This window comes from Moraxella sp. TY6 (assembly GCF_048551375.1).
Taxonomy (GTDB): Bacteria; Pseudomonadota; Gammaproteobacteria; order Pseudomonadales; family Moraxellaceae; genus Faucicola.
This window is the reverse complement of sequence record NZ_JBLYZJ010000022.1, coordinates 1-20,485: the sequence shown is the minus strand read 5'-3', so window position 1 is coordinate 20,485 and position 20,485 is coordinate 1. Positions and strand designations below refer to the sequence as shown.

The window sequence follows — 20,485 nt, the reverse complement described above, 5'->3', positions numbered from 1 at the left end:
ATACCTAAATTACGCTTAAATTGACAAAAATAACCGTTAAAACCGTGTTTTTGCAAAGACTTTTAGCGTTTTGTATCATTTGTGCAGTTTGAGCTATCTATTTTTTCAAAATTGCCTAAAATTAGCCCAAATAATTCACGATAATATTCTAATTTTTAACTTTTGAGGCGACCATGTATAACCCACCCCCTTATCGTTTTTCCACTGACCCATTCTTTCGGCGATTGTTTATTTTGGTGGGTATGGTGGTGTTTGGCTGGTTGGTGTATCGCTTACAGTCGGTGATTTTGCCGTTTATAGTGGCATTTGTGTTGGCGTATGTGGTCAATCCATTGGTGCAGAAATTACAAGATATTTTGCATATTCGCCGTTGGCTGGCGATTTTATTGGTATATTTTAGCAGTGCATTACTAATTGGTGGGGTGTTATGGTGGCTGATTCCGCTAGCATGGGAACAGTTACAGGCAGCGTGGAAATATGTACCCTCAGCGATTGATTATTATAATAATACCTTGCGAGGTTGGGTCAAATCGCATACGCCAATTCGCTTGCCACCATTACAAGTGAAAGATATGTCGGTAGGTTTGGTGGATTATCTCAAGCAAAATTATAATATTACCGATGCTCGTTCATTTTTTATGAATTTATTTTTATCGGGTATGAGTGTAATTAATATTGCAGGATTGGTGGTGCTTGTGCCGATTTTGATGTTTTATTTTTTATATAATTGGGAGGAACGGCTGATTCAATTTCGCCATGCCATTCCCAACCGCTTTTTGGCAAAAACTTATGAGATTGCCAAAGAAACCGATGAGGCATTGATGTCCTTTATCAAAGGGCAGTTGTTGGTGATGATTTTACTCGGCATTGTGTATGCCGTGCAGTTGCAAATGATTGGGCTAAAGGTCGGTTTGATTATTGGAATGATTGCAGGGATTGCCAGTTTTGTGCCGTATTTGGGTTTTATTTTGGGATTTGTCGCCGCCATAATTGCAGGATTTTTTCAGTTTGGCTTAGATTGGGTGCAAATGGCGTTGATTGTGGGGGCATTTATGGTCGGTCAAATGGTCGAGGGCTACGTGCTACAACCCTTGCTACTGGGTGATAAAATCGGCTTGTCACCGCTGTGGGTAATGTTTGCGGTGTTGGCAGGGGCAGGTTTAGCAGGGGTGGTCGGTATGTTGATTGCATTGCCAATTGCAGCGGTGTTGAATGTGTTTGCTCGTCATATTTATCAAGCGTATCGTGAAGGTGAATTTTATCGTGGGGATGCTCAGTTGCCTTTGTTTGCTGAACGCACCTTGATGGATGCCAAACAACAGCAAGCGGAAAAAGAAGCTGAAACAGAAATTCGGCAACAAAATGGGGCATTGGCAAAAATTAAAAAGATGTTTGGGTAATGTTTGAATTTGCCCTTATCCCCAAAAACCCTTAAAATAGCGTTTTTATTTTCAATTCACTTCAAAATTAGGCATTAATCATCTTGAGCGTATGCAATACGTCCCTACCAAATGCACTAATTTTGGCTTGAATGTACTATCTCTTAAGGGTTTATCATGTCTGCTACTCATACCGCTACCACTCAACTGCCCACCGAACTCGATGTGGATTTAGCCGATGATTTACCCCAAGATGAAGTTATGGCGGACGAACCAGACCAAGCTGATAATGAAATCCAAGCCAACGAACCTCAAGGTGATATCAATTCCGCACGCTTTCGCAAGTTGCAAAAGAAACTGCGAAAATTGGTGTCATGGGCGATTCGTGACTACAACATGATTGAAGATGGTGATGTGGTGATGGTGTGTATTTCTGGGGGGAAAGACAGCTTTACGCTACTGGATATTTTATTATTTCTTAAAAAAATCGCCCCTGTAAAATTCGATGTAGTGGCGGTCAATCTCGACCAAAAACAACCCAATTACCCAGAGCATATCTTACCAGAATACCTCGAAAAGAACGGTATTCCGTATTATATTTTGGAAAAAGATACCTATAGCGTGGTCAAGCAAATCATTCCAGAGGGTAAGACTTACTGCTCGGCATGTTCTCGCTTACGCCGTGGCTCATTATATGGTTTTGCTAAACAAATTGGGGCGACCAAAGTGGCGTTGGGTCATCACCGTGATGACATGATGGCGACTTTTTTCTTAAACCTGTTTCATGGTGGTAGCCTCAAATCCATGCCACCCAAGCTATTATCCGATGATGAGCAGAATATTCTGATTCGTCCGCTGGCGTATGTGGAAGAAAAAGACATCATTAAATATGCCAATTATAAAAAATTTCCGATTATTCCTTGTAACCTATGCGGTAGCCAAGAAAATCTACAACGAGCGATGATTAATGACATGCTACGAGAATGGGATGAAAAATATCCCAAACGCCTAGATTCGATTTTTGGGGCATTGCAAAATGTCGCTCCCAGTCAGCTTGCCGACCGTGAGCTATTTGACTTTGAAAGCTTGACGCTAAATCGCAATGATAATATTCGAGTTTTTGAAGGCGAAAATATTCAATCAGGACAAATTGATGATAGCCTTCAACAAAAAGGCGTACCGACTTCGCCAGAAGTGCAGACCTTTGACCCTAGCAAATCGGTAAAAAATGCCAAAATTCCAACGATTAATCCGTTAATTTAAGCGACTGAATTTAAACGATTATCGCTTGGGTAATGGGGCATAAAAACTGCCAATGCCCCCATAATACGGACTGCCCCACGCACTGCTTCTGTCAAAACGCCCACCCCAATGTGGGTCATAAAATCCATCATACCAAAAGTGATATAAGCTTTGTGAAGGTTGGCATGTAATGGGGTACTATAGTGTACTAGCCCCTCATTGTGACTCTACTTATAACTGCTGTTATTAATACTGATAAGTCAAAGTCACTTTACCACCCACATCGGTTTCATCCGCATCATCACGCTGTCCCCAAATCCCCATTTTGGTAGTGAGTTTATCGTTATAACGGTATTGCCAATCGGCATTGGCGATATCTAACGTTTTTGCGGTAGGAAATGCGACATTGGTAGTTTGATTAGACTGATTTACCTTAGCCTTGGTATAGCTAAACCCCAAACGATGCTGTGGATTGATATCACCAGACAAACCGACCGTCACTACTTCACCATCACCACCGATAGGATGACCTAACGGTAAACCTTTTTGATAATAACCATCTCGATAAATGCTATGACCATACATAATATTGGTTTTATCAAAATCATAATAAGTATTCGCCCATTCAGCATGCCAAAGCCAAGGTTTGCCTTTAATGGGTACTAGCCCTTTTATCCCAGCAAGATAAGCATGCTTTGATGGTAAACCACCTGCTTCATCCTCACCGATAAGTTCTGCATAAATACTGGCTGGCATGTTAAATTTAGGTTGTAAATTCAATTGAACATCAAAACCAGCAATATGGTTCGCTGGGTCATAGCCTGAATAAACATTATCTTTTAACCCCGTAAAAGCCTTAGCAAAGGCTTTCAAACTATTATCACGACCTTCGCCACCCCACATCATGGTACGAGATGCCCCAAGCTCTAAAGAAGCATTCGGCTTGACCGTCACTCGTGTACCAATCAACTTCGCATTCGGTACAGCCTCATAGCCTTGCAACTGACCTGCGGTAATCTGATAATTCACTTCACCCAATTTTTTTAACACAGGCAAATCAATCGGCTTAGGGTCAGCTCGTTGTACCAATACCCCTGTTACAGGGCGAGCAACATCACTACGAATCAAGCTACCATCAACACCATTACCCCACCACATTGGCAAGCTACCAAAAGCCACACGATGATTACCTACTTTTGTACCGATATAACTGCCATCGAAATTTGCTTGTTTGCTAGGTTCATCATCTTCAGCATTATATGTCGCTTGAATACGATAATCTAGACGATTATCTGCATGGGCATGAGACATTGATACGCCAAATGGGGTAACATTATTACCTGCTTGCTCAAAGCCTTTGACCACGGCTCGTTTGTCACCCTCAATATTGGTGACGATTTGTAGTTTAGACTGGTCAGTTTGGGTGATTTGCTGTTGGATTTTTTGTAATAACTGGTGTTCATACTCAGTCTTAGGGCTAGCCTGGCTTAATGCTCGCTCAATCACCTCTGAACTTAACGGCCACGTGCTGGTATTGATATCAATCGCCCCGCTTAATGCCAAGGTCTGTAAATCTTGACGTAAATCTTGGTCAATTTGAACCAGTTGTCCTGCATTACTTGCTTGTATCGCACCTAGCCCCATACTCAGCACAATGGCTTGCATCAGGATGGTTTTGGTAAGTTTAGAATTTTTTACAATGACTGACATAATAAATCTCACTAAATTAAAAATTTATCAAATTTGACACAGATATCGACATACCCACTGGCAAAAAATAAGAGCATAATAGTTGCTATTATGCCCTTTTTATCAAAAAATTATAGGATGTTTTCGTAGCAAAAACGTTGATAATCTCTTTAAATGATATCAGTTATACTTCCATTATCATTTAAGCGGTTTGTAATTTTACGGCATCACCACTACCTTTACCCAATGCGGTACTAATAATATAGCCAAAATATTTCTTTAGTGACAGATTATCTAGCATTTTTTTATCTGTTGCTGCCAGTAGCTTAGGTGTTGACATATCAATATTATTGATCTGAGCCAAACCTGTGATACCTGGCTTAACATCATACACACCAAGCTTATCACGCTCTTGTATCAGCTCTTCTTGGTTAAACAAATTGGGACGAGGTCCTACAAAACTCATATCACCTTTTAATACATTGATTAGCTGTGGTAATTCATCAAGTTTGCTTTTACGTAAAAATTTACCCATCTTCGTAATAGCAGAGCCATCAACCAAGTGGCTAGCCACCGATTGGGTCGCAACTTTCATGGTACGGAATTTAATAAGTTTGAATGGTTTTTTATTTTTACCCACTCGTTCTTGGATAAATAAGGGTGAACCTGTATCAAAAAAGCCAATGACCAATACAATGACCAACAACGGTAGTGATACTATCAAGCCAATCAAGGCGAATAAAAAATCTAGGAGTCGAATCATAATAAATTTCTCTTATACTCTTGAGCAGATTTAATTAGCAGTTTATTAGTAGTAAATTCTGGTTGCCAATTTAAAGTAGTTTTGATCTTTGAATTATCAATTTCTAAATCACAAAACAGCTGTTCATATAATTTATGTTGACCAAAAATTTTTGCACCAACTCTAGCTAGAAGCTTCGGAAAAGGCAATAATTTAACTGTCTTATCCATACCTTTGCCAAGATTAAGTAAGATTTGCTTTGTAGATACTGATTCATCATCTCCAATAACAAATGTAGCTTTGATTGGCTTCTGATAATCAATACACTTTTCAATCAACCCCAATAAGTTTTCTAGCCCAATCATAGTTCTTTTGTTATTTAATAATAAAAATGGTAAAGGCACACCTAAACTTACAATCTTTAATAATTTATTAAAATTACCTGGAGCATTACCAGCATAGATTAATGGTGGTCTTAGAATAATTAAATCAGTTGTTGTTTTTTCAAAAATTTGATAAAGAGCTTGTTCAGCTTTAAGTTTTGATAGAGCATACTCATTGATTGGATTTGTAGTATGCAACTCTGTAAATGGCTGACCTTCTGTTTTATTACCATTAACACCAATTGAACTAATAAATATAAATTTCTTTACATTATTTGCTAATGCTTGCTCTGCCAACACTTTGGTTGATTGGACATTAGCTTTATAAAAATCATCTTTTACATCATCAGTGCTATGCACATGCGCTAAACCTGCACAATGGATAACTATATCAATATCATGTAATACACGATTACACTCTTTTGCATCAGTAAAATTAGTTAGCTGACGATGTTCCACATCAAGGCCATATCTACTATGACGAGTGCAAGCAATAACCTCTTCTTTTGAAGAAAGGAATATAACCACCTCTTTCCCCAAAAAGCCATTTGCTCCTGTAACTAAAATTTTCATTACATCCCTCAATTTAAGAAAGAATAATATTTGCAAGTTTTTGATTAACAGTATTTACATCAAATTTCTCTTTTGCAATCTCATGACTACGTTCACCCATTTTTATAATCTGTGTGGGGTTTTCTATGAAATATATCATTTTTTCCGCCAAGGGTTTTGGATTCCATTTAGTCACAAGAAAACCATTGTCACCATCAATCACTGTCTCACGACAACCTGGTACATCAGTCGTAATAACTGCTCGGCCTATAGCCATCGCTTCCTGTGTGCTTCTAGGAACACCCTCACGATATGAGGGTAGCACAAAAACAGCACATTTATTTAACCATTCTGCGATATTGTCGACATGCCCTGGATATTCAATTAAACCAGTATTAATAAGTTGTTTAAGCTCTATTTCTGATAAAGCACCTGGATTTTGAGTATCCAAACTACCTAATACAGTAAACTTTGCATGATTATATTTCAATTTGACTTGCTTAGCTGCTTCAATAAATTCATATATACCTTTCTCTCTCAATAATCTACCAATAAACAAAAAATTTACTTTATCTGTATGTTGATAGGGCTGAAATGGATATTCAGACATATCTAGACCTATTCCACCAACAATATGGGATTTTTTTACACTAATATCATAGGTATCTAATAAATCTTTAGGGTCATCTGGATTTAAAAATATTATATTATCAGCTAAAGGCAAAGCAGTTTTATAAAGTAAAACTTGTACTGCTCTAATAAGTTTAGTTTTTTTGGTTTCAGCTATTGGTTGCTCAGTAAATGTGTAACCCAACCCCTCAATCATGCCAACAATATTTGGTACTTTAGCCATTTTTGCTGCAATTGTTCCAAAGATAACAGGCTTAGTAGTATAACTAAAAACCACGTCGGGTTTTATAGCGTTAATATGTTTATACAAACTCTTGATACTTGAAAAATCGCTTACTGGATTAACGCCCCCCCTATCCATAGGGTAAGTATAGTGTGTTACTCCCAGTGATTTTATTTGACTTGTATATTTAGGGTCATCATCTGTTGTTAAAGCATAAACTTCATGTCCTAATTTAATTAAATATTTAATTAAATCTTTTCTAAAGTTATATAAATAAGATGACATTGTACCAATCACAATGATTTTTTTAGAATTACTCATTAAGAAGCCTTTTGATATACATTTATTCAGATTGATAAATCTCTAGCCACCTTTCAACGCTTTTTTCTAAGGAAAACAGCTCTTCCACTCGCTTTCTTGCTCGTATATTATTTTCTTGGATTTGCTCATCTCTCAAACTCATTGCCTTTTGCATCGCTTCCGCAAGGGCTTGACTGTCTTGTGGAGGTACAAGTATGCCAGTATCACCCATAATTTCGGCTGTGCCACCACAATCTGTCGCAATCACAAAACAGCCACAAGCCATGGACTCTATTACTACGGTTGGCAACCCCTCGTGTTTAGATGATAAAACAAAAAAATCTGCATTATTTAACAACTCTGGTATATCATTTCTTTTTCCCAGCAAGCTTACCTTGTTTTCTAAGCTCAGTTTGTGAGTTAATTTTTCTATATCTTGTCTTAGCTCACCATCACCTGCTATTAAATATTTAACATTGTCGAGCTTCGCTATTGATATAGAATTCAATAAATTTGGATAATCTTTTTGTTGATTAAACCTACCAACAGATAAAAATATTTTTTCATTACTTTTTTTACAATCATCGCTTGTAAGATGTTTAAAATTCTCGAGATCGACACCGTTATATACGGTTATAACATTATGTTTATTAAATGCACCTTTATTAATTAATGATTCTGTTGCTTCGTTACTGACATTTGTATTTTTATCAGATAGGAAGTTAGTATAATGATAAGCTAACATACGTAACTTACCACCTTCATTTGAATTATGGGCAGTACAAATTAACTTGGGTACGTCTACACCGATTCTATTTAATCTTGCAAAAATATTAGCATGAACCATATGAGCATGAATAATATCAGGATGAAATTTTGCAATGAGCTTTCTATATTTTAAAGATGCTTTAACACAGTCTTTTGCACTATTCAAGCCTAAATAAACAACTTCAATTTCGTTAGATTTTGGCTTAGTAATCGACTCTCCTGTTAAATAAACGATTTTGACTTGATGCCCTCGTAGTATCATTTGGTCAGCAAGGTCACACACTACACGTTCTGCACCACCCATACCAAGCCCAGTAATAATGTATAATATTTTCACTTTATAATCCTGCTTGAGTTATCAACATAAAAAAACTTAAAGGTATTAATAACATTATTAAAATGATAGTCCCTGCTTTTGTATACTGATTATTAATATTTATTGCATTAAACAGGTAAATGGTAAAAAAGGCTGAGAAGGGTACTAACATTTTAAATGATACATACAACTTCAAAATTATTGCATTATATACCAATACTAAACCGAACAAGCTGAAATAATAAGATTGATCGAACTTAAAAGACTCAAACTTAAATAATGATATCAATATTAAGACAAAATAAAAAAACATAGTAAATGGAAAAGCTCTACCAAAATCACCCTCCGTTTCTAAATAATCATTATAATATCCGTTAATCCCAATCTGAGTCATTATTTCAGGTAAAAATTTTACCCCCAATGTCATTATACCTATTGATAGAAGGAATACAATTACAAACTTTTTATAGCTATTAATCTTTAAAAAATTAATAGTATAGTAAGCAATCACTACAGGAACAGCTCCCATATGCATTAAACAGGGTAGCAGATAGTATGGTATATTTCTTAATTTAGGTTCTTTATCAAGAAATAATGAGATAAAAATGAATATTATTGTTGCATACCCTATTCTAAGCTGAACAGATAGCATATTTGAAAAAACACTGATAAAAAGTAGAAAACTAATAATAACTTTTAAAAAATTTGAATTTCGCCCTATCCCCTCATTTTTAATAATTACAAGCAACAGGAGTGTTGTAAAAAATATTTGTAATAATACCAATTTAAGGCTAGGTAAATTATTTAGGAAACCTAATAAATATGATATAATATGAATTAATGGTTCTTCACGCCCTTCAAATGGATACTGCATCATAAATAGATAATTATCTCTATCTAATGCAATAAACATAGTCATCATAAACACTATCATATAACCCATCATAAATGGACTTAACAACAACATTTGACTAAAGTATTTTTTAAAATTTTTCACAGTAATTACCGCATTTTATCTAATGAAGTTATTAGAATGCCTTGCATATTCATTTATTAGCCTCTTAAAATCATAATTTCTTGATTTACAACCTAAAATTACATAATTACTTGAAAAAATTAAACATATGTTATATTTTGCGAGTCATGCTTCCCTAACTCACACTACATTAATATTTTGCATTTTATTTAGCTGGTAATTAATTTTACATCAAAACTTACAGATAAGTGTAAATCAAGTTCTAGCTTGCATATGAAGACTTTAAATTACGAATATTCAACAGCCCTAATCTTTGATAGTTTTTAACATCTTTTTTCTATAAGGATATAGCCCTACCCCAACTGGAAGATATAATAATAATGTCAATTTCTTTTGATTTGACTGCTTAACAATCTCGATAAGATTCTTTTTGGCCAAAATAGAATAATGTATATATTTCACTGTATTTAAAATTGTGAATTTTGGGGATAGTTTTTCTGCCTGCAATCTTTTCTTCTCATATATGTAACAATTGATGTTATTCATAGCCATCTTAAAGACATTATTTGTCATACCATCATCTAAATATTCGCCATAATACAAAATCTCATTAATTAGTCTATAATAACCTTCAGAGTTTGCGTTGATATAAGGAATATTATCTGGCATAAACTTTTCATTATTTAAAGGGAGTTCATAGCTCTTTTTATAAATATCAGTTCTTATAATAAATAATTTATCTGAATTAATGGCATTCTTACCAAAGTAAAGATTTATGTAGTTGGATTCATGATTATTAAATTTATCTCCGACCACCTTTCCATTTGTAAAGGCTTTCAATCCTAATATACCAATATACTTCTCGTCCAAATTTTTCAAATTATCTAAAATAATCTCAATGGCATTATCAGCTAGATAATCATCAGAATCTAATACAAAAGTATATTTACCCTTTGGATTATTATCGAACCCAAGTTTTATGGCTCTCGTTTTTCCACCATTAGGTTTAGTATAAAATCTGAAATTAATTTTATCTTCTTTTATCCACTTGTTTGCAAGTTCTCTAGTATTATCAGAAGATCCGTCATCAACTAATATCCACTCTATCTCCTCGTGATATTTATTTCTAAGGATGCTTTGGTAAATATTATCTAAGCAGTAAGCTCTATTGTAAGTGGCTGTTATGATAGAAAGTTGCATATACATACCTTTAATTTGTGAAGGAGCATTTGGTGATATTTTTGGTCTTATAAATATACTTTTTAAATAATATCAACGTGATTACTAACATAATAATATAGTTAATATTAAATATTAATGCTGCTGACTTAACACCTAATATCCCTAGACCCCCCCAATAACTTAAACAAGTTATTAAAGCCATCAGAATCCATTTATAAATCAGCTTACCACCTAAGTTTTCAGCATAGAAATATTGAGTCAATACCATATCTATACTATAAAAAATTAAACTTGGTAATAAACCAATAGTGATTGATATAGCTCCGAAATACTTTTCACCATATACTATATCCACAAATAAAGGTATCATAAAGTATCCCATAATTATAGATACAACAGATAATACTAACATTAAAATAGTAATTATACCCAATTTATTCAATCTATCTTTACTATTCACCCTTTGGTAAATAAATATGGGAGCAATTGATTGAATCACCATTGCGAATAATAAGGTTGCTTGTTCGATGATTTGAATACTAATACCATACACTGCTAAATAGTCAAATCCTAAGTAATGTTCAACAAAGAATCTATCAATTCTTTGAAAAAAATACATCATCATTAGAGAGGGCCATAAAAAAAGCCCTCGAAAAAATAAAATCTTTGCAATACTCTTTGAGAATTTAGAAAAAAGATTGCCTCGGTAAAAATAATATAGTAAAAACAAACCAATAGCACTTACTATTGTTTCTGCCACTCTTGCCCAAGGAATGAATGACACCTCTAATCCAAACTTTAGAATAATAGTTACTATTAACGCTCTAAAACCTAAACCTATTAGCCTAACAATAGTAACTGGGAAAATATTAACCTTTGACTGAAAATATCCTGTAACAACACCAAAAGACTCATTAAATAACAACACTAAAGCCAAGATGTTCAAAAATCCTTGCAATACTGTATCATCAATAAAAAAGTTACTGTAACAAATTGTAGCTACATAAGCTAATAGACCAAAAAAAAATCTAATAATAAATGTATCAAAAATTATTTCTTGGCTTATTTTTTTATACTTACTTAGTGTTGGTACTAACACCTCAGCCCCAACAATTAAGCTTAATGACCCTAATAATAATACTAAATTAATACTATAAATCCATTTACCATAGTCTGCTTTTGATAATAAGCCTGAGATAACCCCTTCAACATAAAAAACCAAGATGATTGTGATTATTTTTTCACAAATAAGCCAAAAAACATTTTGTGCAATTTGTTTTTTCATTTAATGACTACAACCTTAGTGTTCAAAACAAATCTAATTACATCTTATCTCATCTCTAACGAACTCTAAGCTCATCAAAAGTTCTTTTAACTCTTCAACATTTAACAATCTTGTGTTATGAGAATTATACTCATCCGCAAATTCAACACCTTTATCTTCTCTCACATATTTGGCATAGTTCAAATCATGCAAATCTGCAGGAATACGAAAAAAATTTCCCATATCTTCAGCTTTTGACATTTCTTGTTTTGAACACAGCGTTTCGTGCATTTTTTCACCATGTCGAGAGCCGATGATTTGGATTTCACTATCAGAGTTAAATAACTGTTTTAATGCTTCTGCCAATACACCAATAGTAGCCGCTGGTGATTTCTGGACAAAGGTATCACCAGGATTGGCATTAGTAAAAGCAAACAATACCAAATCAACAGACTCATCCAGTGACATCATAAAACGAGTCATATTTGGGTTTGTGATGGTGAGCGGTAAGCCTTTCTTAATCTGATTAATAAATAGAGGTATCACCGAGCCTCTTGAACACATCACATTACCATAGCGAGTGATGGCATAGGCTGCTTCCATCGCTTTGACTCTAGGGTCTCGTGATTTAGCAATAGTAATTTTCTCCATCATCGCTTTTGACATGCCCATGGTATTGACAGGATGTACGGCTTTATCCGTGCTTAATACCACTACTCTCTTAACTTGGTTTTGGATACAAGCTTCAAGTACATTATCCGCACCCAAAATATTCGTCTGTACTGCCTGCATCGGATAAAATTCACAGGATGGCACTTGCTTTAAAGCTGCCGCATGAAATACAAAGTCAACACCATACATGGCTTGGTTAATATCATTAAAATTACGAACATCACCCAATACAAAGTTTAACTTATCATTTTTATAAGCGATACGCATATCTTCTTGCTTTTTTTCATCTCGGCTAAAGATTCTAATTTCTTTTAGGGATGAATCTAAAAAACCATCTATCATGGTATTACCAAATGAACCTGTACCACCTGTTATTAGTAGGGTTTTACCATCTAGTATTTCTGAAAACTCATGTGAGTTTCTAACGTTCATTTTTGCCTCTAGTGCTATAACTTGGTCGTTATCAGATTTCTTCATTAAGCTTTTGGTCGCAACTGATACCCTTCCACAAAATATTCAAATTGTTGCCGTAGCCAGTGGGTATCTTTTTGCCCTATGGCTTGACTAATCACTTGCTCTAAAAACTGTTGTATTTCTTGTTGTGGGAAATAATGTTCTTTTGCCTGCATGATACGCTTGTGGGTTGTTGGCTCAATATTATCCCCATCAATGATTAGCTCTTCGTATAGCTTCTCACCAGGGCGTAGTCCCACATATTGAATTTCCACACCATTTGGGTAACGTTCGGATTTAATTTTTTGCCCACTTAACGTGATCATGCGTTTTGCCAAATCTGCAATTTTCACAGGCTCACCCATATCTAGCACAAACACCTCACCACCTGTTGCCATCGCCCCTGCTTGAATCACCAATTGGGCGGCTTCTGGAATGGTCATAAAATAACGAGTGACCTCGGGATGAGTGACAGTTAACACCTTACCCGCTGCTAACTGCTTATTAAACAACGGTACAACTGAACCCGATGAACCCAATACATTACCAAAGCGTACCATGCTAATGGTGGTATGGGCTTGACTCATCGCAAAGGATTGACACGCTAGCTCTGCCATGCGTTTAGTCGCCCCCATCACATTGGTTGGGCGGACTGCTTTATCTGTAGAAATAGCGACAAAGGTATCTACGTTGGCATTAATAGCTGCTTGCACGGTACGATACGTACCAACAAAATTATTAATGATACCTTCATATTCATTACATTCAACAATCGGCACATGCTTATAAGCAGCAGCATGATAAATGGTGTGTACTTGATATCGTTGGCATAAAGACTCTACCAAATCCTGATTGGTCACATTACCCAAATGTTGATGCAGCGTAATTGGCAATGCTTGCTTAATAATAATTTGTGATAATTCTTGATGAATGGCATATAAGGCAAATTCAGAAATTTCAAATAGTACCAGTTCTTGAGGTTGTTGTTGGATAATCTGACGGCATAACTCACTACCAATCGAACCACCTGCCCCTGTCACCATGACCACTTTATCACGGATATTCTTTTGTAATAAATCCATATTAGGTGCTACTGCTTCTCGCTGTAGCACATCCATGACATCGACAGGTTTGATATCCGAAAGTTTAATCTTTCCACTGGTAATATCATTTAAGCTAGGAATTTGGCTAATTTTGACGGAGACATCGGCTAATTGATGAATAATTTGTTGCTGTAATTCTTTATATTCAGGTGGTAAAGCAAATAGAATATGTTCAACTTTGAGCTTATCAATTAATTCAATTAAATTATCATCAGTATAAACTTTTGCCCCTAATATCCTTGCCCCTTTAAGCTGATGCCGTTGGTCAACAATACCAACAATATCATACTCTTGGCTTTGATGTAGCACGTGCATCAAGTCTTTGGCAATATCACCCACACCATAAATCAACACATTCTGTTTATCTTGTTGATGCACCCCTCTATATAGCACTCTGCGAAGCAAAAACTGCAAAATAATCCGACTGTTCCATAACCAAATATATAATAAAAATACATGAATAACAGGGGCAGCCCTTGGGACATTCGGTAATAACCCTTGATACCAAAGCAACTGCCCAAGTATCAAGCAACCCAACATCACCAATAGCACTGTACGCATGATTTCATCTTGAAACACCCGCAATACATTGCTATAAAAATGGATGAGACATAATAAAATAATTGGTAAAACAGCCAATCCTATGATTACCCAACGGCTAACATTAAAATCAAATTCGCCATAACGCAACGCTATAGCTAGCCATAGACTAATGACAGAAGCCAACGTGTCTAACACTACCAATAATAAACTTTTTACTGAACGTGGCAATTGAATACCATACGCCAATACACGATATATCCCTGTAAACTGACTCGCATGACCAGCACGATTATGATTAATAGTAGAAACGTTTGACATAGTGATATTTATTCAGCCTTTGTTTACTTAGCCTTATAATCATAACCATAATGATAGTTATAGCTATTGATAATTGATTGTTCTGTGCCATTAAATACAATGCCTGTCACAGGGATATTGGCTCTTTGTAAACGCTCAACGGCAAACTCTACTTGTTTAGCAGTAGATACACCATAACGTGTGACAAACAATACTTGATCCACTAATTGTCCAACAGATAACGCATCTGATGTTCCCATCACAGGCGAGGTATCAATGAGAATATAATCATAAATATCTGATACTTGAGCCAATAAATTTTTCATACCATCATTCAAAAATAACTCAGAGGTATTTTTTTGATAACGTCCACGGGGAATTAAGTCCAAACCATCAAAACTGGTTTTTTGTATCAATTTTGAAGGAATCTGCATGGTATTAGCTTCGGTTAAATAATCAACCACACCATAATCATTGACTTGATGGAAATAGTCATGTAAATGCCCCAAGCGTGCATCCGCATCAATTAACAACACCTTTTTACCCGACATCGCCATGGCTACTGCTAAATTAGCACTCACAAACGACTTACCAATACCTGGTGAGGCCCCTGTGATTAACAATTTATTGCCTTTCTCATGCTTACTATCGAATAATAGATGCGTTCTAAGTGATTTAATAGCTTCATTTGAAACGCTATCAGGCTCGACACGTTCCAACAAGGCTGACTTGTTGCCACGTTTGTTTTTCGTTAATCGTGCCAAACGAGGCGCTTTTGGAATCACAGCAATAACAGGCACATCGATTTGATCTTCTAAATCTTTGACATCTTTCACACCCACATTTAGCAATGAGCGTAAGAATGCTAAGCCAACGCCCAACATTAAACCTAATAAACTTGCTAACAACACAATTTGCGATTTTTTTGGAGCAATTGGTTTATCTGTACTGATTGGCAAATCCACAATCCGCACATAACCCATTTGTCCTGATTTGACAATTTGCAATTGTTGGTAATTTTTTAGCATGGTGAGATAAATTTCACTGCTAATTTTGACTTCATTGGATAAATCCAGAAACTGACGCTGTACTTCTGGAATACGAGTAATATTTTCGCTTAAAGCTTTGTCTTTATCTTTGAGTTCAGCAATTTGGGCATTAATCTGTTTTAATACAGGGTATTCATCGGTATAACGCTCTGCCAATTCCGCTCGTTTTAATTCTAACTCTCTTAGACTGGTTTGAATGGCAGTGCGTTGACCAACAATTAACTCTGCCTCTTTATCAATATCAACCGTACCATTTTTTTGACGGAATTGGTTAAAGGCAATTTGAGCTTCGTTCAGTTGCTGTTGCAATTTTGGCAATTGTTCTTGCATAAATGCCAAAGTTTTCGAGGTTTCTGCTGAACTTTTATCTTCGTTTTGTTGTTTATAAGTGGTAACAATTTTGGTGAGGGTTTGGGTAATTTCGTCTTGATTAACGCCATCCATCGTGGCAGTTAAAATACCTGTATTTTTACCCTGCTCTACTATATTCAATGAGCCTCTGAGAGAATTTGTAGCATTGGCAGGGGCTTGTTGACTAATAAAAAAGCTCTCTTTCGGTGGCAAGCGATTAACCAAAATACTAACAGGCCCTTGCTTGGTATTGATGGTCGTGGGCTTGCCAATATAACCTTTAATATTAACCTTATCCTCTAAGGTCAAACGAAACTGCTGATTACCCTCAGCTACCAAGGTAAAGGCTTTGCCATAATAATCTTTTGCCACATTAAAATCTGCGACTGACACTCGCTCATCAAGGGTTGCAATGCCTGTATTATCATGAAAAATCTGATTGTTCTTAATTTGGCGAAATTTATCAAGAAATTTACGTTCAGTTGGAGCAAGACTAATATCCAAATGTGAGCTTTCTATCACAGGCCATAAGACCATCCGTGATTTTAGCAATTCGATTTCGGTATTCGCAGAGCTACCCTCAGCTTGTAGCAAATCTGCAACATCTGCCCCTAACGCAGAAACACCTTGTGATTTTTTATCCACTTGCAATAGGGCATTTGTACGATACACAGGTGTGGCTGTCTTGGCATAAAACACACCAGCCAGTAAGCCTAGTAGCAAACAAGCAACAATCATTTTCCAATAATTGAGCAATACACCCAATAAGGCTCTTAAATCAATTTCATCATCAACCGCTTCTTTACTACTCATGCCTGCTCGCTCAATCAATTGTGTCAAAATTTGGATTTTAATGTAATGTGATTATTTGTGTCAATTTTTTACTGACCGCAATGATATTTACTTTGCCAATTTACATTCCCAGCCAGATACAGCATTGTCGATTACTTCACGTGCCTCATAAAACTTTGCTAAAGGCAGACGATAAGGGTCATCAACTTCTTTATTAATCCATTTACCCAACTGATACACCTTACCTCGGTGCATCGCCCATTGGTCTTTAATCCAACGCTCCTGCCCTGCTGACATACATAACACCAAATCTGCTTGTTGCATCAGTTCAGCGTTTAATTGTCTAGCACGGTGGCTTCGCATATCAATGCCGATTTCATCCATCACTTGAATGGCATTATCATCCGCAGGGTTACCGACCAACGCACTAATCCCAGCCGAACTCACCTTCATATTAGGAAATTTGGCTTGTAACATCGCTTCACCGATTGGGCTACGGCAAATATTACCCACACATACCACCAATATATTATTAACCAACATGACAATCCTGCCTTACTTAAAACTGACTTACTAAAGATGACAAAGACGTGGCTGGTAATAATAAAGAAATCACACGATTCCAACGGGCCAAACCAGTTGGGTCAACATATACCACATCACCTGCTTGCATTTCAAAACGATTTGCTAATGACATATTGGTTAGATTGGTTAGATTCACATGATAAATACTGGCACTATATTGAGCGGGGTTTTCTCTGAGAACATACACCATTCTGGCATTTGCCCCTGCTTTATCTAAGCCACTCACTTCACCAATCACCCCTGCAAGACTAATACCATCCTCAGGAATTTGTACAGGGCTAGGCTTAGTAAATTCACCAACCACGATGACTTTATTTTGGTCCATGTTATTAATATGAATCGCATCACCATCTTGAATCATCATATTATTGGGTGAATACCCCAAACGACTCATGGACTTTAATCCAAAATGATAAGTGCGACCACCACGATTTAACGTGATATTTTCGGTATCTGCGGTTGTCGTTGCCCCGCCTGCCATACCAATCGCACTATAAATGCTCACTGGTTGGTCAGCAATCGAAAACTCTCCTGGGGTTTTGACTTGACCATCAATGAAAAACTTATTACCACGATACGATAATACACGCACTTGGGGGTCAGGTTGTTTGAGATAACGAGACAGCCTACTGGCCAACGCTTGACTTAGTTGAGTGGCTGTTAAACCTGTGGCTTTGACACGGCCAATCATCGGAAACTGTAAATAACCTGTTTGATCCACCAAATAACCATTGCCATACATATTATTGCCATTGGATGGCGTTAATGGCGTAATCTCAGGATAGCTAGGTAAGACAATACCAATCACATCACCTGCGGTAATACGATAGTCACCAACACTGGTACGTGATTTGGGTAAAGATAAAGGACGGCTATTTGCGACATGACTAACCCTTGGCAAATTATCAGTGGTTAATTCACTAATATTGTATTGCATGCCATTTTGGGCGACAAATGAGGTGGGGATAGCATTGGTTGTTTCTGTTGATTGGGTAATGGGTAATTGACCTGCACTCGTACCTGCTGTCAACCCATTCAAAGTTGCACAGCCACTCAAAGCACTGATACAACCCATTGCACAGATTGTATAAAAATTCTTCATCATTTTCATTCTACCTCAATGACCCAATAAATAGATTGGTCAATTTTCTTGGTATTATTACATAATTTTAATAGGATTTTAAGCAAAATAAATCACAATAGTTTTATATTAACAATTCAAAAACACAAATCATTGAGTATTTCTAATCATCTAAAAAAAACCTCAAATCAGGGGAGATTTGAGGCATAAACTTGGAATCTAAGTTTTAAACTTCTAAAAGAAGTGGCGCAGCGGACGGGGCTCGAACCCGCGACCCCCGGCGTGACAGGCCGGTATTCTAACCAACTGAACTACCACTGCACGGTAGTAGATGACGATAGTATCTAAATAAACCAATGATGTCAAGCATTGGTGGGTGGTAACGGGCTCGAACCGCTGACCCTCTGCGTGTAAGGCAGATGCTCTACCAACTGAGCTAACCACCCATCGTCTGTGAATGCGTATTATAGAGATTTCCGCATCAACGTCAAGCACTTTTTTTAATTTTTCAGAATTTTTTTATTAGGACTTACGCAAAAGACACTGGATTCCTGCATTCGCAGGAATGACGACCAAATTTAAATTACTCGTCACCCCTGCGTATGCAGGGGTTTAGCGTCTTTGTAAAGAAACGATATTTTAAAATTGCGTAAGTCCTATTTATAAAACCCACCCAATCAGCCTATTTTACAGGATTATTGAAAGATTTTTTCGATATCTTGACCGAGATTTGGCAAAACTTTTTGTAAAGCTTCGCTATTACCCATCATACTTGGCATGGCAATTTGCATAAAATCTTGGGTGACCAACGATTGTTTTGGTAAAATCTGTTGACCCATTGGGGTATCATAAAAACCAATCAATGCCTCGACTTCCGCTTGAGTATAATGTTTCTGTACCGCTTGACGGTAAGCTTGTTGCATTTGTTGACGACTTTGCTGACTATCAAACTGCCCTGCAAAGACTTGGCGATACTTTTCAAACACCTTTTGGATTTGCTGATTGGTTTTTTTAGAAAAAACAGAGTTACTTTCAGTCATTGGCAAGGTGTTCGGTAAGGCTTTCACACCCTCTGCCATTTGTTGACGTTGGGCAATTAGGCTATCAATCATCTCATCAATATGAAACACTTGCATCAGTTTGGTGGTCGAAGCATCACTGGGCATGGCTTTGGCTAGTGCTATACTGGCAAGTTCTGGGCTAATATTGGGGCGTGATGGCTGAATCACCAACTCAGCATGACTGGTAGTGGCAAGCATTAAGGTAAGCGTCACGGTTGATAACAAAAATTTGGTGGTGGCAGATAAACCTTGCAAAATCGTGGTAGATGGCATGATAGATTCCTATAATAAAGCTAATAAAGCATTAAAATCTTAAATTTATGAATACAATAAATCTCCCATTAATTGGGAGAAATTCACCCAATTATACCAGTGACCCAATATCAATGATGGCGTAATTATGTGACAATGCCTTACGCTGTGGTATCTTTCAGCATGCAATTCATTAAAACAATTTTTTTTATCAAAATCGCTTGACATCTTGATAAACTTTGCTAAAATACGCACCACTTAAACGCACTAGCACACACTGGTTTGTTTAACCCAAATTCTACCGCTTATTCTCCAATAGCTCAGTCGGTAGAGCAATGGACTGTTAATCCATGTGTCCCTGGTTCGAGCCCAGGTTGGAGAGCCACATATAAAACCCTTTCTTTGATAGAAAGGGTTTTTTATTGCTTGGAATATTTATAATATTCATGTTTTTTTATTTTGTTAAAAAAACTGCTTGACGAATCAAATAATCTTCTGTATTATACGCACCACTTGATAACTGTTCTCCAATAGCTCAGTCGGTAGAGCAATGGACTGTTAATCCATGTGTCCCTGGTTCGAGCCCAGGTTGGAGAGCCA

17 protein-coding genes and 4 tRNA genes are annotated in these 20,485 nt (G+C 36.5%); 4 read left to right on the top strand and 17 right to left on the bottom strand.

All coding sequences use genetic code 11. The features are described 5' to 3' along the window. Window positions 1-173 precede the first annotated feature (173 nt). Both ACK1U4_RS11605 and ttcA read left to right on the top strand, forming a co-directional pair. Window positions 174-1,400 carry an AI-2E family transporter gene (locus ACK1U4_RS11605; protein WP_419401301.1) on the top strand — a complete coding sequence of 409 codons (1,227 nt, stop codon included), beginning with the start codon at window positions 174-176 and terminating at the stop codon, window positions 1,398-1,400. A gap of 156 nt (window positions 1,401-1,556) precedes the next feature. Then, complete coding sequence (gene ttcA, locus ACK1U4_RS11600) at window positions 1,557-2,642, top strand: tRNA 2-thiocytidine(32) synthetase TtcA (protein ID WP_419401302.1); 1,086 nt, start codon at window positions 1,557-1,559, stop codon at window positions 2,640-2,642. On the opposite strand, the gene ACK1U4_RS11595 is transcribed toward ttcA, so the two are convergent. The 17 genes from ACK1U4_RS11595 to ACK1U4_RS11515 form a co-directional block, all read right to left on the bottom strand. Next, window positions 2,639-2,761, bottom strand: a complete 123-nt coding sequence (locus ACK1U4_RS11595) for a hypothetical protein (protein ID WP_419401303.1) — start codon at window positions 2,759-2,761, stop codon at window positions 2,639-2,641. The genes ttcA and ACK1U4_RS11595 overlap by 4 nt on opposite strands. Window positions 2,762-2,867: 106 nt before the next feature. Continuing rightward, window positions 2,868-4,331 carry a capsule assembly Wzi family protein gene (locus ACK1U4_RS11590; RefSeq protein WP_419401304.1) on the bottom strand — a complete coding sequence of 488 codons (1,464 nt, stop codon included), beginning with the start codon at window positions 4,329-4,331 and terminating at the stop codon, window positions 2,868-2,870. 181 nt (window positions 4,332-4,512) lie between these two features. After that, entirely contained in the window at window positions 4,513-5,073 is a 561-nt protein-coding gene (locus ACK1U4_RS11585; protein WP_419401305.1) for a sugar transferase, read from the bottom strand. Continuing rightward, window positions 5,070-6,008, bottom strand: coding sequence for an NAD-dependent epimerase/dehydratase family protein (locus ACK1U4_RS11580; protein WP_419401306.1), 939 nt, complete (start codon window positions 6,006-6,008; stop codon window positions 5,070-5,072). The genes ACK1U4_RS11585 and ACK1U4_RS11580 overlap by 4 nt, the downstream gene beginning before the upstream one ends. A gap of 13 nt (window positions 6,009-6,021) precedes the next feature. Beyond that, on the bottom strand, window positions 6,022-7,161 hold the full coding sequence (locus tag ACK1U4_RS11575) for a glycosyltransferase family 4 protein (protein WP_419401307.1): 1,140 nt from the start codon (window positions 7,159-7,161) through the stop codon (window positions 6,022-6,024). Window positions 7,162-7,183: 22 nt separating this feature from the next. Continuing rightward, window positions 7,184-8,245 (bottom strand): glycosyltransferase, encoded by a 1,062-nt coding sequence (locus ACK1U4_RS11570; protein ID WP_419401308.1) that lies wholly within the window; start codon window positions 8,243-8,245, stop codon window positions 7,184-7,186. Window position 8,246: 1 nt separating this feature from the next. Next, a complete protein-coding gene (locus tag ACK1U4_RS11565; RefSeq protein WP_419421672.1) occupies window positions 8,247-9,221 on the bottom strand; it encodes a hypothetical protein in 975 nt (324 codons plus the stop codon). 285 nt (window positions 9,222-9,506) lie between these two features. Further along, complete coding sequence (locus ACK1U4_RS11560) at window positions 9,507-10,400, bottom strand: glycosyltransferase family 2 protein (RefSeq protein WP_419401310.1); 894 nt, start codon at window positions 10,398-10,400, stop codon at window positions 9,507-9,509. Window positions 10,401-10,410: 10 nt separating this feature from the next. Further along, window positions 10,411-11,667, bottom strand: a complete 1,257-nt coding sequence (locus ACK1U4_RS11555; RefSeq protein ID WP_419401311.1) for an oligosaccharide flippase family protein — start codon at window positions 11,665-11,667, stop codon at window positions 10,411-10,413. 33 nt (window positions 11,668-11,700) lie between these two features. Continuing rightward, a complete protein-coding gene (locus ACK1U4_RS11550) occupies window positions 11,701-12,717 on the bottom strand; it encodes a polysaccharide biosynthesis protein (protein ID WP_419401318.1) in 1,017 nt (338 codons plus the stop codon). 77 nt (window positions 12,718-12,794) lie between these two features. After that, entirely contained in the window at window positions 12,795-14,735 is a 1,941-nt protein-coding gene (locus ACK1U4_RS11545; protein WP_419401312.1) for a polysaccharide biosynthesis protein, read from the bottom strand. Window positions 14,736-14,758: 23 nt separating this feature from the next. Next, window positions 14,759-16,927, bottom strand: a complete 2,169-nt coding sequence (locus ACK1U4_RS11540; RefSeq protein WP_419401313.1) for a polysaccharide biosynthesis tyrosine autokinase — start codon at window positions 16,925-16,927, stop codon at window positions 14,759-14,761. A gap of 87 nt (window positions 16,928-17,014) precedes the next feature. Next, complete coding sequence (locus ACK1U4_RS11535; protein ID WP_419401314.1) at window positions 17,015-17,449, bottom strand: low molecular weight protein-tyrosine-phosphatase; 435 nt, start codon at window positions 17,447-17,449, stop codon at window positions 17,015-17,017. Between the two features lie 16 nt (window positions 17,450-17,465). Beyond that, window positions 17,466-18,596: a polysaccharide biosynthesis/export family protein gene (locus tag ACK1U4_RS11530; protein ID WP_419401315.1), complete on the bottom strand. Its 1,131-nt coding sequence runs from the start codon at window positions 18,594-18,596 to the stop codon at window positions 17,466-17,468. A gap of 220 nt (window positions 18,597-18,816) precedes the next feature. Then, window positions 18,817-18,893, bottom strand: a tRNA-Asp gene (locus ACK1U4_RS11525). 49 nt (window positions 18,894-18,942) lie between these two features. Continuing rightward, window positions 18,943-19,018 (bottom strand) — tRNA-Val (locus ACK1U4_RS11520). 249 nt (window positions 19,019-19,267) lie between these two features. Then, on the bottom strand, window positions 19,268-19,906 hold the full coding sequence (locus ACK1U4_RS11515) for a DUF2059 domain-containing protein (protein WP_419401316.1): 639 nt from the start codon (window positions 19,904-19,906) through the stop codon (window positions 19,268-19,270). Window positions 19,907-20,194: 288 nt separating this feature from the next. Between ACK1U4_RS11515 and ACK1U4_RS11510 the strand changes: the two genes are divergently transcribed. Then, window positions 20,195-20,270 (top strand) — tRNA-Asn (locus ACK1U4_RS11510). 139 nt (window positions 20,271-20,409) lie between these two features. Continuing rightward, window positions 20,410-20,485, top strand: a tRNA-Asn gene (locus ACK1U4_RS11505).

Excerpts from the sequence above, each read along its gene's own strand:
- ACK1U4_RS11555 (WP_419401311.1), bottom strand. The coding sequence starts at position 11,667 with ATGAAAAAACAAATTGCACAAAATGTTTTTTGGCTTATTTGTGAAAAA.
- ACK1U4_RS11575 (WP_419401307.1), bottom strand. The coding sequence starts at position 7,161 with ATGAGTAATTCTAAAAAAATCATTGTGATTGGTACAATGTCATCTTAT.
- ACK1U4_RS11560 (WP_419401310.1), bottom strand. The coding sequence starts at position 10,400 with ATGCAACTTTCTATCATAACAGCCACTTACAATAGAGCTTACTGCTTA.
- ACK1U4_RS11580 (WP_419401306.1), bottom strand. The coding sequence starts at position 6,008 with ATGAAAATTTTAGTTACAGGAGCAAATGGCTTTTTGGGGAAAGAGGTG.
- ACK1U4_RS11595 (WP_419401303.1), bottom strand. The coding sequence starts at position 2,761 with ATGACCCACATTGGGGTGGGCGTTTTGACAGAAGCAGTGCGTGGGGCA.
- ACK1U4_RS11585 (WP_419401305.1), bottom strand. The coding sequence starts at position 5,073 with ATGATTCGACTCCTAGATTTTTTATTCGCCTTGATTGGCTTGATAGTA.
- ACK1U4_RS11540 (WP_419401313.1), bottom strand. The coding sequence starts at position 16,927 with ATGAGTAGTAAAGAAGCGGTTGATGATGAAATTGATTTAAGAGCCTTA.
- ACK1U4_RS11545 (WP_419401312.1), bottom strand. The coding sequence starts at position 14,735 with ATGTCAAACGTTTCTACTATTAATCATAATCGTGCTGGTCATGCGAGT.
- ACK1U4_RS11515 (WP_419401316.1), bottom strand. The coding sequence starts at position 19,906 with ATGCCATCTACCACGATTTTGCAAGGTTTATCTGCCACCACCAAATTT.
- ACK1U4_RS11535 (WP_419401314.1), bottom strand. The coding sequence starts at position 17,449 with ATGTTGGTTAATAATATATTGGTGGTATGTGTGGGTAATATTTGCCGT.
- ACK1U4_RS11590 (WP_419401304.1), bottom strand. The coding sequence starts at position 4,331 with ATGTCAGTCATTGTAAAAAATTCTAAACTTACCAAAACCATCCTGATG.
- ACK1U4_RS11605 (WP_419401301.1), top strand. The coding sequence starts at position 174 with ATGTATAACCCACCCCCTTATCGTTTTTCCACTGACCCATTCTTTCGG.
- ACK1U4_RS11530 (WP_419401315.1), bottom strand. The coding sequence starts at position 18,596 with ATGATGAAGAATTTTTATACAATCTGTGCAATGGGTTGTATCAGTGCT.
- ttcA (WP_419401302.1), top strand. The coding sequence starts at position 1,557 with ATGTCTGCTACTCATACCGCTACCACTCAACTGCCCACCGAACTCGAT.